The sequence below is a fragment of the Halomonas sp. MMH1-48 genome, assembly GCF_022348105.1.
Lineage (GTDB): Bacteria > Pseudomonadota > Gammaproteobacteria > Pseudomonadales > Halomonadaceae > Vreelandella > Vreelandella piezotolerans.
This window is the reverse complement of sequence record NZ_JAKRFL010000021.1, coordinates 14,648-28,279: the sequence shown is the minus strand read 5'-3', so window position 1 is coordinate 28,279 and position 13,632 is coordinate 14,648. Positions and strand designations below refer to the sequence as shown.

Genomic DNA, 13,632 nt, shown 5'->3' with positions numbered 1-13,632 from the left:
CAGACGATGGCGCAGAGCTCAACGAACGCGGCGTTATCGCCATGGAAAGTAGTGTCATTGGATAGCTTTCACACCCCTGAACGCACCCAGGCAAGCCAGTGGCGGCGCAGCTTTCGAGCAGCTACCACTTGGATGGTTGGCCGCGAAGCTTCCGAACGCCAAGCCAAACAAGAGAGCGAGCTACGCGCGCTGCCGGAGGTCAAATTGGCCCACTGGGCGCCCAGTATCGACTGGACACCCGCCGCGCGTGGTTTGGCCCAGTCACTGCAAGCCTATGATGAAGCGCCCATGGTGATGTTCGTTTCGCCACCTCATGGTGGACATGCAGCAGTGGTGCGGCACTGGGCCGCGCAGCGAAGCGTGGAGTGCCTTACTCCTCCTACGCTTCCCGAGCTGCTCGAGGGAAGTACCGTATGGCTCGATCATGTAGCCCCGCGCAAGCGCTGGGCCATCCCCGCCCTCGAGCGCCACTTTCTGCGTCACACCAACGGCTTGCAGGGCGTGCGTGAGCTGGTCGAGCGCTCCCTGAGCGGCCGAATGGGGCAGAGCGTGATTGGCTGCGATAGCTGGACGTATGCCTACTTACAGCACGCCGTAGGCCTTGAGGGCGTGCCGGTGCTCACCCTCCAAGGGCTCGAAGGTGAGCAGCTGGCCCACTATTTTGCCCACCACGTGGATCGAACGGTGCAGGTGTGCCCAACGGTGTACAGCACACGCACGGGGAGGCCGGTGCTCACGAGCGAAAGCGACGATAAGGCGGTTTACAGCGAACTGCAGCGATTGGCCGCGCACTGTCGCGGACATTTGGGCATTGCCTGGCACTACTGGCGCGAGCGGCTGCGAGAGCCATCGGAGGAGAATGCATCGGATGACGGCCAAGAGACGCGCAGCGACATGCAAGAGCTGTGGCTCCTTGATGCGTTGGCCGATGCCGAGCTACCGGCGGATACCGGCGACGTCGCTACCCTGCTGCTTCATACGCTGCTCATACACGGCGGGCTCGATGACCAAGCGTTGAGGTACGTGCTGCCGTTTTCCGATCATGAAGCGTTGAACGCACGATTCTCCTTGGCGCAACGCGGAATTCTGAGCGGTCAGGAGGGGCGTTGGCAGGTGGCGCCGCTGTGCTACGCCAGCGTACGACAATTGCTGGCGTCGCGTAATTATTTGGTAGATCCGCTTTAAGGAGCGTCGATGGACGATCAAGGGCAGTATGCCAAGTTATTTAATGAGCTCGATAGCCAAGCGCTAATCACGCTAGGCATTGTGGTGGGCAGTGCCATCGTATTGATCATTGCCAGCCAGCGCGGTCTCAACTGGCTGGCCAATCGGCTGCATGGTCAGGTGCGCTTTCGCGTCTTTGCGTTGGTACCGCTAACCCGCCTGATCATCCTCATCGTGGCACTGGCCATCGCCGTGCCGATCATCGTCGAGCCGTCGTTGCGTAATATGGTGACGCTGCTAGGTGCCATTGGCTTGGCCATTGGTTTTGCGATGAAAGATTATGTGAGTAGCCTGATTGCTGGCGTCGTCTCAGCGGTCGAGTTGCCATACCGCCCAGGGGACTGGGTCCGGATCGAAGAGACTTATGGTGAAGTGAAACACGTGGGCATGCGTACGGTAGAAGTACAAACTCCTGATGACGATCTGGTCGCCGTGCCGCATTTGAAGCTCTGGGACACCGCGATTTACAACGCCAATAATGGTGGCACTAGCCTGCAGTGCGTGGCGAGTTTTTATCTTCACCCCGAGCACGAGGCGGGCTGGGTACGCAAGGCGCTTCGTGACGTGGCGCTGACCAGCGCTTATTTAAAATTCGATGAACCGATCATCGTGGTGGCCGAAGAAAAACCTTGGGGCACTCACTATCGCATCCGCGCGTATCCGGTGGATCCGCGTCAGCAATTTCTCTTCATCACCGATTTGACGGTGCGTGGCAAGGCGGTGCTGAGCGAGGCAGGCGTCACGCCCGCGCTCTTGCCCCCGGATGCAGCGCTCGATGCCCACGGCGCGGAGAGTCGATAATGACGGCTTCGACGCTCTATATTGGGTGGGACGTGGGCGGTTGGAATTGCGACCACAATCCCGCCAGCCGCGATGCGTTGGTGGTGTTGGATGACGCACTCCATGTGATCGGCAAGCCTTGGCGAGGCAACCTCCGTGAGACGCTGAACGAGGCGACCTCGAGTCGTGATGTGATCCATCGGCTGCTGGCGCTTTGCCAGCACGTGACCAGCGGCGATGAGCGGGTGGTCATGGCCATCGATACGCCGTTGGCACTCCCTCAGGCGCTCCTAGCGCTCGCACGTGGAGAGGCGGTGGATAGACTGGGCCGCTCCCAAGAAAATCCTTACCTGTATCGGGAAACCGAGCGCTGGCTGTTCGCTCGGGGGATCACGCCGCTGTCTCCCATCAAAGACATGATCGGCAGTCAAGCCACGAAAGGCATGCACTTTCTAGCTCGCTTTGCCCCACACGTCGCGGCCTGCGGGCAGTGGCAATCGAAGGGGGGCGAGCTGTGTGTGGTGGAGGGGTATCCATCGCCCGCTAAACGATCGGCTGAATTTGCAGCGCTCCGTCGGCGCGTGTGCATGACTGAAGGGCTGCACGCCATGCTTCATCAACCAACGCCGAAGCAGCAGGATATCCAGGATGCCTGGCACTGTGCACTACTGGCGTGGAGCTTGGAGCATGCCAAAGGGAGTGTGGCTTGGCCGCCAGCAGAGATGCCAGCGGCGGAAGGGTGGATCTTCGTACCCAAAGATGCGTTAAGCGCCTAACGGCTCAAGCGCTCTCTTCCGGTAGCTCCGCGTTATGGAAGACGTTCTGTACGTCGTCCAGCTCGTTGAGCATGTTGAGAAATTTCTCGAACATCGCCACGTCATCGCCTTCGATGGGCGTGGTGGTTTGCGGCAGGAACTGAATCTCGTCGACCTCGAAGTCGATCTCGCCGAACGCATCCAGCAAGGCCTGCTTGGCTTTGGCGTAATCGGTATGGGGAGCAAACACCGTAATACGACCTTCTTCCTGCTCGATATCGGTCACGTCCACGTCGGCTTCCATTAGCGCCTCCAGGACGGCTTCTTCATCACTGCCGTTGAAGGAGAAAATAGCGCAGTGGTCGAACATGTGGCTGACGCTGCCTGGCGTGCCGATCTTGCTTTTGGTTTTGGTGAAGCAGCCGCGCACATCGCCAAAGGTACGGTTGGGATTGTCGGTCAGGCAGTCGACGATCACCATGGCGTTGCCAGGGCCAAAGCCTTCGTAGCGCGCCGGTGAAAAATCCTCACCGCCTGCGCCGCTGGCTTTGTCCAGGGCCTTGTCGATCACGTGAGAGGGCACCTGGTCTTTCTTGGCGCGCTCCATCAAACCGCGCAGCGCAAGGTTGCCATTGGGATCCGTACCGCCCGCTTTGGCACAGACGTAAATTTCACGTCCATACTTGCTGTAAACCTTGGTTTTCGCAGCGGCCGTTTTGGCCATGGATTCCTTACGGTTTTGAAACGCCCTACCCATATTGAAGTCCTTCATTAGCCATGAAACGCCTGCATGGCAGGCGTCATCGTGTTCAAAAAGGAGAAAATTCTACCCAACAGCGTACCATGCTAACAGCGTTATTTAAGCGTGCGAGGCGTTAATGCGTTGCGTCGAGACGTTACGACGACCGCTAAGATCAAGATAGGCGCTATACCTCTTCTGTCTGGCGTATACTGGCGGCTCATCGAGTGTTCCACGAATTCTTCAGGGAGGAGACCATGCCGCTGACACTATGGCTTTCATTGGCCGCTATTTGTGCGATGGGGGCCATGTCGCCCGGGCCGAGCTTGGCGTTGGTGCTGCGTCATACCTTGGGCGGTGGCCGCGTGCCAGGCATCACGGCGGCTATTTTTCATGCCTTCGGCGTTGGTGTCTACGCGCTGCTGACAGTATTGGGGTTAGGCGCGCTGGTGGTGCGTTTTCCCGAATTGTTTCAGTTGATTACATGGTGCGGCGCAGCGTATTTGGCGTGGCTGGGTATCAAGGCGCTGCGCGCTGGCCGTAGCGGTGCGCTCTCGCCGAGTGCCGTGGCCACGACGCCGCAGCAAGCCGCCAAGGAAGCCGTACTGGTGGCCCTGGGCAACCCCAAGCTGATCATCTTTTTCGTCGCGCTATTGAGCCAGTTCGTGACGCCGGAGATGTCCTTGCTTGCCAAGGCGATCATCGTGGCCACGGCGATTATCATCGATGGTGGCTGGTACGTGCTGGTCGCCGTTGGGCTGTCTCACTCACGGGTATTGCCCTGGCTGCAACGCCACGCGCACTGGATCAATCGGATGACTGGCGTATTGCTGATCGCGCTGGCGCTGCGGGTGGCGGCGGGGCCGATCCTTTGATCACGAGGCTGGTGTCGCCAACGTTGCCGTGGCAAGGTAAAGCGTATGCTGGCAAAGGCATTTTAGAGGCCTGGCGATGACGATTTACGAGCAGGATTGTTATACCCATCAAGGTAAGCCCTTCAATCTGCGCGCTTTGCGTGGGCAGGTATTATTGGTGGTCAATGTGGCCAGCCAGTGCGGTTTTACTCCGCAGTTGAAAGAGCTCGAGGGGCTGTACCAGCGTTACCGGGATCGTGGATTTACCGTGTTGGGCTTCCCCTGTAACCAGTTTGGCCGCCAGTCACCAGAGAGCGCCGAGGCATTTTGTGCCTTCGGAGAGCAGCAGTTTGGCGTGAGTTTCCCGCTCATGGAGAAAGTGAAGGTCAACGGCGCCGATGCCCACCCGCTGTTCGCACAGCTCAAGCAAGAAGCGCCGGGGGTATTGGGTACCAAGGCCGTAAAGTGGAACTTTACCAAGTTCCTCGTTGGCCGAGATGGCAAAGTAATTGCTCGTTTTGGTCCTAGGGATCGCGGTCTCACGCTACGTTTGGCCCTCGAGGCTGCCCTCGACAAAGAGTAGGCCTAGACGTCCCCGCGAAAGACCATGAGACGCTGCATCAGTTCGTTCCAACGGTGGCGTACCATCATGGTCGTCAGCCCCGAAAAGAGCGCCCAGCTTTTGCGCCGCCAACCAGTGAGTTTCATGTTGTGGTTCACGAGCTGCTTCATCAGCTTGTAATCGTCGAACTTTCGCCACTCGCTGGCGACGGAAAGCTGGTGACGTGACATGACGGGTGCTAGCTCCAGGCGCAGCACCCATTCCAGCTCCTTGAGTGACATCGCGTGCTGCTCGATCACTTCGATCATATGGGCGTAGTCGCGCTCGCTGGGCTCACGATCGAGCCAGAGAGGGGCAAGGGCCAGCCATAAATCGCCTCGCTCATCGACTAGCTGCTGTGCATTCATCCAAGATCCCGTCGGCAAGTGGTGTGCAGGGCGCTATCGTGCCCCGAATGGCGGATAAGCTCAAGAGCGGACAGGGCGCGCCGAGACCGCTAGAATACCCTCATTGGTAACTCGGCACCCGCCGTGCCGAATGCGATACTCATCTGATGAAGGGGTCCAACGTGATCATTAAACCGAAAGTGCGCGGCTTTATCTGCACCACCACCCATCCGAAAGGCTGCGAGCAGAACGTGCTCGAGCAAATCGAGGCGACCCGCGCCCGTGGTTTGGATAAACGCCAAGGCCCGAAGAAAGTGCTCGTAATCGGTGCCTCTAGCGGCTACGGCCTAGCGGCACGTATCACCGCCGCCTTTGGTTACGGCGCCGATACCTTGGGCGTGTTTTTCGAAAAGCCGGGCACCGAGAAGAAGCCGGGCACCGCAGGCTGGTACAACAGCGCCGCGTTCGACAAGTTTGCCAAGCAGGAAGGCCTGTACAGCAAATCCATCAACGGTGACGCGTTCTCCCATGAAGCGCGCGACAAAGCCATCGAGCTGATCAAGCAGGATATGGGCGAAATCGATCTCGTGGTCTACTCGTTGGCCTCCCCAGTGCGCAAGCTGCCCGACAGCGGCGAGCTGAAGCGCTCTAGCCTGAAGCCGATTGGCGAGACTTACCGCGCCACGGCGATCGACACCAACAAGGACGCTATCATCGAAGCCGAAGTAGAACCGGCGACTCAGGAGGAGATCGACGACACCATTACCGTCATGGGTGGCGAAGATTGGGAACTTTGGATGAGTGCGCTAGATGATGCGGGCGTGTTGGCCAAAGGCGCGCGCAGCGTGGCGTTTAGCTATATCGGTACCGAAATCACATGGCCGATTTACTGGCACGGTGCTCTGGGTAAAGCCAAAGAGGACCTGGATCGCGCGGCAGCGGCCATCGATGCCAAACTCAAAGAGAGCGGGGGCGGTGCCAACGTCGCCGTTCTGAAGTCCGTGGTCACTCAGGCCAGTGCTGCGATCCCGGTGATGCCGCTGTATATCGCCATGGTTTACCGCATCATGAAAGAGCAGGGCCTGCACGAAGGCACCATCGACCAGTTGAACCGCCTGTTCGGCGAGCGTCTTTATTCCGGTGAGCCGGGCGACATGGTCACTGACGATCAGGGGCGCTTGCGGTTGGACGACTGGGAACTGCGCGAGGACGTTCAAAAAGCCTGCCAAGACCTCTGGCCGGAAGTCACGACGGACAACCTCTTCGACATTACCGACTATGCTGGTTATAAGCATGAGTTTTTGAAGCTGTTTGGCTTCGAGCGTGACGACGTGGACTACGATGCCGATGTGAACCCCGAGGTCGAGTTCGATGTCGTAACGTTATAAGCGCAGCGCGACGGGCAGCGCACGCCGACGCGCTATGAATCATCGACCGGACTGGATGAGGTGCTGTATGGATACCCGAGAAAGCAAAACCCCGGAAGAAGAGAAAGAGCACGTGCTGAGCGAACGCGTCCCCGAGGACTTCGAAACCTCGCAACCCCAGCAGCAGCCCGAAGCGAGAAAACCCGCCAATGGTCTCCATAAGATGCTGCCATTGGTCATCGTGGTGATGGGTATCATCGTCGCGGGTATCGTGCTGTTGGGGTTGGGCAATAGCGGCGGCTAACGGCTACGCTATTGTGAGATATTGTAAAAGACATCGCCGGGCTACATGGCCCGGCGATTTGCGTTTGAGCCCCTGGCGTGGCGCGCTGAGAAATACCCAGAGTAAACATGTCAATTTGATGTTTGTAATCTTTTGCGCCTATTTCCTGCTAAAAGACCGTTAATTTAAGTACAACGTTGTCGATTTTTGCCTTTTCGCTTTGCATTTATGCGCGCTGGTTCACTAGTTTGCAAAGTGTACTTCAGTACAGAAGTGCTTTGGGAAAAGTGCTTTAGGAAATTAGGTACTTCAGCGAAAGGAGCAAAGGTATGAAACGGACAGCACTCGCAGTCGCCATTGGAATGGTATGTGCCAGCTTCTCAGGCGTCGCCTTGGCACAAAATGATGACCAAACAGACCCATCAACCGCCAGGGACATGTCGCAACAGCGACAGAACGAGGTGGCCGAGCAGCAGCGTCGAGATGGCCAGACCCAAGATGGCAGCGAAACGATGGACGTCACGGTCGATCAAGCGCCAGCGGACGTGCAGGTTCAGCAGGAGTCTCCCAACATCAAAGTGGAGCAGTCCAAGCCCGATGTCACTATCGAGCAGCCTAAACCTGAAGTGACCATCGAGCAGCCGGAACCAGACGTGACGGTCGAAGAAGCAGAGCCGAACGTGACGGTCGAGCAGCAGGGCGAGCCCGATGTCTCCATCGAGCAGGCCGATAATGCTGAGGTAGAGGTAAACCGGGCCGAGGACGAGCGTGATGGCTCACAGCAGTCAGCTCAGCAAAACCAAAATCAAAGCCAACAAGTAGTGCGAGAAGACGTTCAGCAGGACGAGCAGGGTCATTCGCTGATGTCGGAGCGCGCACGTGATCTGGAGGGCATGACCGTCGTTAACCAGCAGGGAGACGAAGTGGGTGACATCCAGCACATTGCGCGTCATCAAGAGAGCGGTGAGCTATTCGCGATTGTCGCGATTGGCGGTTTTTGGGGTTTTGGTGCAAGTGATGTCGCGCTTCCCGTCAAAGAGATGCAGCGTGAAGAGGACCAACTGGTCGTCAATACCGATTATGGTAGCGAGGAGATCGAGGCCTCTGCGGACGAATATCGCGAAAGCGATTACCAAATCATCGATAACCAGACGGCGCTCTCAGACGCCGAAGAGAATGCCTAACGTGACTTCGCTACACCCCTGCGACCCCTTTTTTTAGATAGCGACAGCAGGCGCTGCCTTCATTGGCACAATTGGGTAAGATGTCGTTCACACCCACGACCCAGTTAGCCAGCGGCGGTTTTCATGCAGCGCGATAGGCAGCATAGCGAAGTCACATGCATTCCAATACGTTAACGCCACCTAGCCACCGCAGGCGGGTGGCGTTTGTGTTGCTTCCCGGGTTTTCTCTGTTGGCTCACGCCAGCGCTATCGAACCGCTACAGATGGCCAATCAGCTTAGCGGTCACATGCTCTATCATACCGTGACCCTCAGTTTGGATGACGAGCCCGTGCGCAGCGGCGCGCAGCTTTCGCTCCTGGCGCAGCACACGCTGAGCGCACCCCTTGGGCCGATGGATCTGCTTTTCATATGTGCACCGACGCCACTTCCCTACGCACTACCCGCAAAGCTGAATGAGTGGCTGCGTAGTCACCAAGGGCGAGGCGTCGCCTTTGGGGGGCTGGCGGGCGGCACCGAAGTATTGGCCCGTTGTGGTCTGCTGGAGGGCTACCGCGCGACGCTTCCTTGGCAGCGTTTTGACGCCTTTGCCCAGGCGTACCCTCAAGTCACACTCTCACAGCAGCTGTTCGAAATCGATCGCGACCGCCTGACCTGCGCAGGCGGCACCGCCGCGATGGACATGATGCTTACGCTGATTGGTAAGCATCACGGTCCGCGCTTGGCCGAGCAGGTCTCCGAACAGTTCGTCTGCGACCGTATTCGACTGGCCGATGAGCGCCAGCACGTACCTTTGCGCAGCCGTTTGGGGCACGCGCCACAAAGTCTCGTGGATGCGGTGACGCTGATGGAGGCCAACATCGAAGAGCCGCTCTCGACGTTGGAACTCTCTGAGCATCTGGGAATTTCCAGGCGGCAGTTAGAGCGGCTATTCAAGAAGTACTTACAGGCAGTGCCCAGTCGCTACTACCTGGATTTACGTTTACAGGAAGCACGCAAGCAGCTGCGTGAGAGCGACCGGGCAGTGGGCGAGATTGCCTTTGCCACCGGATTTTCGTCGGGTGCACACTTCTCGACGGCTTATCGCCACCACTTTGGCATGACGCCCCGAGAAGAGCGTCTTGGGTAACGCACTATGTCAGGGTGTCCACAATGCCGCCCTCGACACGCAGTGCGGCGCCGGTCGTGGCACTTGCCTGGGGCGAAGCAGCATAGACGCTCATATGGGCGACTTCTTCAGGAGTGGCCAAACGCTGAATGATCGACGATGGACGGTTCTCTCGAACGAAACGCGCTTCGACATCCTGTTGTGAGGTGCCCTCTTGCTGAGCGATATCGCTGAGCATGTTCAATACACCCTCCGAGCGTGTGGGCCCTGGCAGAATGGCATTGACCGTCACCTGAGAGCCGCTCAATACTTTCGCCAGGCCGCGTGAAATGGACAGCAATGCAGACTTCGTCATGCCGTAGTGGACCATTTCGCTGGGAATGTTGATACCAGATTCGCTTGATACGAACTGAATGCGTCCCCAATCGCGCTCGCGCATGCCTTTGGCGTAATGGCGTGACAAGCGGACGGCGCTCATGATGTTAACATCGAAAAACTGTTGCCAAGTGGCGTCATCCACGTCGAAAAAGTCTTGCGGGCCGAATATCCCGACGTTGTTAATGAGGATGTCGGTATCGGGCTGCTGGTCGATCAACGTCTGACACCCTTCTGCAGTACCCAAATCGGCAGCCACCCCGGTGATGCAAGCTTGTGGGTAGCGCTTTTTGACCGCCTCGATGGCGTCATCCACCCGTTGCTGCGTTCGCCCAGTAATGACGATGTCGGCCCCTGCGTGAGCCAATCCTTCTGCAATGGCATAGCCGATACCAGCGGTGGATCCCGTGATAATGGCACGTTTGCCGCTCAGATCGATCTTCATGATTACGCTCCTTGGGTCAAAAATATCCGTACTGCGCCATAAAGCGCGGGTCATTACCCTTTACTCACTATGGGGGGCTTCGGCCATTCTTCAAGGTGATACGATCAACGGCAGGCGCACGTCGCTATTCGTAATTTACCGTCCCAATACTGAAAGCAGGGCGCCCATTGCCCCCCGTATACTGAATCCACTGTTTACTCCACTGGAGGTATCGTTCCATGAGCCACACCCCGAACCGTCAAGACTTCGACCACTACATGGCGCCCAACTACGCGCCGCAGCAGATTATTCCGGTACGTGGTGAAGGCAGCCGCTTGTGGGACCAAGAAGGCCGCGAGTACATCGATTTCGCTGGCGGTATTGCGGTGAACTCCCTGGGTCACTGCCATCCGGTGCTGGTCAACGCGTTAAAAGAGCAGGGCGAAAAGCTTTGGCATCTTTCCAACGTATTCACCAACGAACCGGCGTTAAAGCTGGCCAAAACTCTCACCGAGCGCACGTTCGCCGATAAAGTGTTCCTGTGCTCCTCTGGCGGTGAAGCCAACGAAGCCGCATTAAAGCTGGCCCGCCGCTGGGCGGTCGACCACTACGGTGAGCACAAAGACAAAATCATCTCGTTCTACCAATCGTTCCATGGCCGCACCTTCTTTACCGTCAGTGTCGGCGGCCAGCCCAAGTACTCCCAAGGCTTTGGCCCAGTACCGGGCGGCATTCTGCACGCCAACTTCAACGACCTGGAGAGCGTGCGCAAGCTCGTGGGCGACGATACCTGCGCCATCATGGTCGAGCCGATGCAGGGCGAAGGCGGCATCGTACCCGCCACTCAGGAATTCTTGCAGGGCCTGCGCAATCTGTGTGACGAGCACAATGCGCTGCTGATTTTCGATGAAGTTCAAACTGGCGTTGGCCGTAGCGGCGAGCTGTATGCTTATAAAAATTTCGGCATCACGCCAGACATACTCACCAGCGCCAAATCGCTGGGTGGCGGCTTCCCGATTGGCGCCACGCTGACCACCGATGCCATCGCCAAGTCGCTGGCCATCGGTACCCACGGCTCTACCTACGGCGGCAACGCGCTGGCCTCTGCGGTGGCGCTGGCGGCGGTCGAGTTCATCGATACGCCCGAGGTGCTGCAGGGGGTCAAACATCGTCACGATCTGTTCCGCGAGCATCTGGAAACCATCAACCGCAAACACGGCGTTTTCAAAGAGATCCGCGGCATGGGCATGCTGATGGGGGCCCAGATGTCGGACGCTTTCGAAGGCCGCGCCAAAGATATTCTGCCGTTGGCGATCGAAGAGGGCGTGATGGCGCTGATTGCAGGCCCCAACGTGCTGCGTATGGCGCCCTCGCTGGTGATTCCCGAGGAAGACATCGCCGAGGGCATGGCGCGTCTCGAGCGTGCCATCGAGCGACTTGTCGCTAGCGCATGAGTCAGGCGCAAGTCACACAAGAGGGGGCGTTAACTATGTTGGTAATCCGACCGGTCACGCTGGCTGACCTTCCCGCCTTGGAGCAATTGGCAGAGCATGCGGTGCCTCGGCTTACCAACCTGCCCGCCAATCGGGATCGCCTCGAGGAGCGCATCGTGCGCTCCCAAGAAGCATTCGAGAGCGAGATCGAGTACCCCGGTAACGAGCACTATATGTTCGTGCTGGCGGACGATAGCCGCAACGAGGTGCTGGGGACGGCCACCATCCGCGCCCAGGCGGGGGCTGCCGAGGCCTACTACACCTACCGCCAAGAGACGCTGATTCACGCATCGCAGCAGCTCAACGTGCGCCGTGAGGTGCAAACACTGGCGCTCTCTCATGAAGCCTCGGATGCCACACTGCTCTGTGCACTGTCGCTCGACCCGCGCTACAAGGGCACCAGCGCCGAGAGCCTTCTGCGCCGGGCGCGGCTGATGTTTATTGCCCAGTACCCGGAGCGTTTCTCGCGGATATTAGCGGTGGCTTTCCCCGGCTATTTGGATAGCCAGAACGAGTCCCCCTTTTGGGAGAGCGTGGGCCGCCACTTCTTTGCCCGCAGCTTTCAAGAGATGAATCACATGGCGGGCGTGCGCTCGAAAAGCTTTATTGCTGAAGTGATGCCGCAGTTTCCGCTCTACTTACCGCTACTCACGCCCCAGGCCCGCGCTGCGATTGGCCGCGAGCATCCGGCCCACGAAGAGGCGCTGGCCGAAATGCTGGCCGAGGGCTTCGTGCGCTCCCGGCATGTGGATATTTTCGATGCAGGCCCCATCGTCAAAGCCGAGCGCGAGCGCCTGGAAACCTTCCGTCGCGCCGCCTGGCACCCGGTACGGATACGCCCCGAGCACGCGCTACCCGATGCCGAACCGGCGATGATTGCCAATCAAACGCTGAGCGATTTCCGCTGTATCGTCGCGCGCTACGCGCTATCGCCCACGGGGCAGCTGATGCTCTCGCCGCAGCACGCGGAGCGTTTGGGTGTAGAAGAGGGACGGGCGGTGCTGGCGGCACCGTTAACCCTGCCAAGCGCCATCGATGCGCTCGATGAAGGAGAGATGTAATGCGCATTCGACCCATTGCCCGTGATGATCTGGATGGGCTCCAGGCGCTTGCGCAGCAGGCCGGTGTTGGCTTTACCTCGCTGCCGGATAACCGCGAGTTTTTGGCCGGTAAGATCGAGTCCGCCGCCCGCGCGTTCGAAGAGCGTACGCCAGTGGACGACCGTCTCTACTTCTTCGTGCTGGAAGATGAAACCAACGGCGAGCTAGCAGGTTGTTGCGCCATCGAAGGCCAGGTAGGGCGTGAAGTGCCGTTCTACAACTACCGGCTTGGCACGCTGGCGCACTCGTCGGTACAGCTCGATCTGCATCGCACCATCGACACGCTATTCTTGAGCTCCGACCACACCGGCGACGCCGAAGTGTGCTCGCTGTTTCTGCGCCCCGAGTATCGCGGCGAGGCCAACAAACACCTGCGTAACGGGGCGCTGCTTTCCAAAGCGCGCTGGCTGTTTATTGCCCAGTTTCGCGACCGCTTCCCGCAGAAAGTGCTGGCCGAGATGCGCGGCGTGTTCGACGAGAACAACGTTAGTCCCTTCTGGGAGAGCCTGGGGAAACACTTCTTCCCCATGGATTTCAACGAAGCCGACCGCTTGACCGGCCTGGGCCAGAAGAGCTTCATCGGTGAGCTGATGCCCAAGTTCCCGATCTACACCACCTTCATGTCGGAAGAGGCGCGGGCGTGTATCGGGCAGGTGCACCGTCACACCCGGCCAGCGCTGGAGATGCTTAAAAAAGAGGGGCTGCGCTGGGAAGGCTATATCGACATTTTCGATGGTGGCCCCACAGTGGAGGCCTACATCGATGACGTGCGGGCGATTCGCAACTCGCAGCTTTATCAGGTGGAAGTCTCCTCTAACGCGCCGCAAGAGAGCGTTAGCCGCTGGCTGGCGGCATCTACCCAGATGCTGAACTTTACCGCGAGCTGGATCGGCCGTGGCCCTGCCGACAGTAGCACGATCGTGCTCACCCCCGATGAGGCCGATCGGCTAGGGGTTTCCACCGGCGACGCCGTTCGCCTGCTGGAAACCTAACATGAACG

15 protein-coding genes are annotated in these 13,632 nt (G+C 58.7%); 12 read left to right on the top strand and 3 right to left on the bottom strand.

Annotation, left to right across the window (positions count from 1 at the left end; translation table 11 throughout):
• Positions 1-6 precede the first annotated feature (6 nt).
• From MHM37_RS14955 to MHM37_RS14945, 3 genes are read left to right on the top strand one after another with little or no spacing between them, the layout of a single operon-like run.
• Positions 7-1,185 (top strand): hypothetical protein, encoded by a 1,179-nt coding sequence (locus tag MHM37_RS14955; protein ID WP_219861450.1) that lies wholly within the window; start codon positions 7-9, stop codon positions 1,183-1,185.
• A gap of 9 nt (positions 1,186-1,194) precedes the next feature.
• A complete protein-coding gene (locus tag MHM37_RS14950) occupies positions 1,195-2,025 on the top strand; it encodes a mechanosensitive ion channel domain-containing protein (RefSeq protein WP_153842657.1) in 831 nt (276 codons plus the stop codon).
• On the top strand, positions 2,025-2,780 hold the full coding sequence (locus MHM37_RS14945; protein ID WP_239297209.1) for a DUF429 domain-containing protein: 756 nt from the start codon (positions 2,025-2,027) through the stop codon (positions 2,778-2,780). Before MHM37_RS14950 ends, MHM37_RS14945 begins: the two co-directional genes overlap by 1 nt.
• 4 nt (positions 2,781-2,784) lie before the next feature.
• Here the strand turns inward: MHM37_RS14945 and MHM37_RS14940 are convergent, their stop codons facing one another.
• Complete coding sequence (locus tag MHM37_RS14940) at positions 2,785-3,516, bottom strand: YebC/PmpR family DNA-binding transcriptional regulator (RefSeq protein WP_139526911.1); 732 nt, start codon at positions 3,514-3,516, stop codon at positions 2,785-2,787.
• A 239-nt stretch (positions 3,517-3,755) separates the two neighbouring features.
• Between MHM37_RS14940 and MHM37_RS14935 the strand changes: the two genes are divergently transcribed.
• Together MHM37_RS14935 and MHM37_RS14930 are read left to right on the top strand one after the other, a co-directional pair.
• Positions 3,756-4,373 (top strand): LysE family translocator, encoded by a 618-nt coding sequence (locus tag MHM37_RS14935; RefSeq protein WP_139526607.1) that lies wholly within the window; start codon positions 3,756-3,758, stop codon positions 4,371-4,373.
• Between the two features lie 76 nt (positions 4,374-4,449).
• Positions 4,450-4,935 (top strand): glutathione peroxidase, encoded by a 486-nt coding sequence (locus MHM37_RS14930; RefSeq protein ID WP_139526608.1) that lies wholly within the window; start codon positions 4,450-4,452, stop codon positions 4,933-4,935.
• A 2-nt stretch (positions 4,936-4,937) separates the two neighbouring features.
• On the opposite strand, the gene MHM37_RS14925 is transcribed toward MHM37_RS14930, so the two are convergent.
• The gene (locus tag MHM37_RS14925; RefSeq protein WP_139526609.1) at positions 4,938-5,321 is read right to left on the bottom strand and encodes a hypothetical protein; all 384 of its coding nucleotides are present in this window, start codon (positions 5,319-5,321) and stop codon (positions 4,938-4,940) included.
• 161 nt (positions 5,322-5,482) lie between these two features.
• On the opposite strand from MHM37_RS14925, the gene fabV reads away from it, so the two are divergent.
• The 4 genes from fabV (at position 5,483) to MHM37_RS14905 (ending at position 9,261) form a co-directional block, all read left to right on the top strand.
• The gene (gene fabV, locus MHM37_RS14920) at positions 5,483-6,688 is read left to right on the top strand and encodes an enoyl-ACP reductase FabV (protein ID WP_139526610.1); all 1,206 of its coding nucleotides are present in this window, start codon (positions 5,483-5,485) and stop codon (positions 6,686-6,688) included.
• Between the two features lie 67 nt (positions 6,689-6,755).
• Positions 6,756-6,971 carry a hypothetical protein gene (locus MHM37_RS14915; RefSeq protein WP_139526611.1) on the top strand — a complete coding sequence of 72 codons (216 nt, stop codon included), beginning with the start codon at positions 6,756-6,758 and terminating at the stop codon, positions 6,969-6,971.
• Between the two features lie 308 nt (positions 6,972-7,279).
• Positions 7,280-8,134: a PRC-barrel domain-containing protein gene (locus MHM37_RS14910; RefSeq protein ID WP_139526612.1), complete on the top strand. Its 855-nt coding sequence runs from the start codon at positions 7,280-7,282 to the stop codon at positions 8,132-8,134.
• 155 nt (positions 8,135-8,289) lie between these two features.
• Positions 8,290-9,261: a GlxA family transcriptional regulator gene (locus MHM37_RS14905; protein ID WP_176558231.1), complete on the top strand. Its 972-nt coding sequence runs from the start codon at positions 8,290-8,292 to the stop codon at positions 9,259-9,261.
• Between the two features lie 4 nt (positions 9,262-9,265).
• On the opposite strand, the gene MHM37_RS14900 is transcribed toward MHM37_RS14905, so the two are convergent.
• A complete protein-coding gene (locus MHM37_RS14900) occupies positions 9,266-10,060 on the bottom strand; it encodes an SDR family oxidoreductase (RefSeq protein ID WP_239297210.1) in 795 nt (264 codons plus the stop codon).
• 218 nt (positions 10,061-10,278) lie between these two features.
• Between MHM37_RS14900 and MHM37_RS14895 the strand changes: the two genes are divergently transcribed.
• From MHM37_RS14895 to astA, 3 genes are read left to right on the top strand one after another with little or no spacing between them, the layout of a single operon-like run.
• Positions 10,279-11,493, top strand: coding sequence for an aspartate aminotransferase family protein (locus MHM37_RS14895; RefSeq protein ID WP_239297211.1), 1,215 nt, complete (start codon positions 10,279-10,281; stop codon positions 11,491-11,493).
• A 35-nt stretch (positions 11,494-11,528) separates the two neighbouring features.
• Positions 11,529-12,593 (top strand): arginine N-succinyltransferase, encoded by a 1,065-nt coding sequence (locus tag MHM37_RS14890; protein WP_239297212.1) that lies wholly within the window; start codon positions 11,529-11,531, stop codon positions 12,591-12,593.
• A complete protein-coding gene (gene astA / locus MHM37_RS14885; protein ID WP_153842663.1) occupies positions 12,593-13,624 on the top strand; it encodes an arginine N-succinyltransferase in 1,032 nt (343 codons plus the stop codon). Before MHM37_RS14890 ends, astA begins: the two co-directional genes overlap by 1 nt.
• The last annotated feature ends 8 nt before the right edge of the window (positions 13,625-13,632 follow it).

Coding starts and splice junctions, on each gene's coding strand:
- MHM37_RS14955 (WP_219861450.1), top strand. CDS start 7: ATGGCGCAGAGCTCAACGAACGCGGCGTTATCGCCATGGAAAGTAGTG.
- MHM37_RS14950 (WP_153842657.1), top strand. CDS start 1,195: ATGGACGATCAAGGGCAGTATGCCAAGTTATTTAATGAGCTCGATAGC.
- MHM37_RS14945 (WP_239297209.1), top strand. CDS start 2,025: ATGACGGCTTCGACGCTCTATATTGGGTGGGACGTGGGCGGTTGGAAT.
- MHM37_RS14940 (WP_139526911.1), bottom strand. CDS start 3,516: ATGGGTAGGGCGTTTCAAAACCGTAAGGAATCCATGGCCAAAACGGCC.
- MHM37_RS14935 (WP_139526607.1), top strand. CDS start 3,756: ATGCCGCTGACACTATGGCTTTCATTGGCCGCTATTTGTGCGATGGGG.
- MHM37_RS14930 (WP_139526608.1), top strand. CDS start 4,450: ATGACGATTTACGAGCAGGATTGTTATACCCATCAAGGTAAGCCCTTC.
- MHM37_RS14925 (WP_139526609.1), bottom strand. CDS start 5,321: ATGAATGCACAGCAGCTAGTCGATGAGCGAGGCGATTTATGGCTGGCC.
- MHM37_RS14915 (WP_139526611.1), top strand. CDS start 6,756: ATGGATACCCGAGAAAGCAAAACCCCGGAAGAAGAGAAAGAGCACGTG.
- MHM37_RS14910 (WP_139526612.1), top strand. CDS start 7,280: ATGAAACGGACAGCACTCGCAGTCGCCATTGGAATGGTATGTGCCAGC.
- MHM37_RS14905 (WP_176558231.1), top strand. CDS start 8,290: ATGCATTCCAATACGTTAACGCCACCTAGCCACCGCAGGCGGGTGGCG.
- MHM37_RS14900 (WP_239297210.1), bottom strand. CDS start 10,060: ATGAAGATCGATCTGAGCGGCAAACGTGCCATTATCACGGGATCCACC.
- MHM37_RS14895 (WP_239297211.1), top strand. CDS start 10,279: ATGAGCCACACCCCGAACCGTCAAGACTTCGACCACTACATGGCGCCC.
- MHM37_RS14890 (WP_239297212.1), top strand. CDS start 11,529: ATGTTGGTAATCCGACCGGTCACGCTGGCTGACCTTCCCGCCTTGGAG.
- astA (WP_153842663.1), top strand. CDS start 12,593: ATGCGCATTCGACCCATTGCCCGTGATGATCTGGATGGGCTCCAGGCG.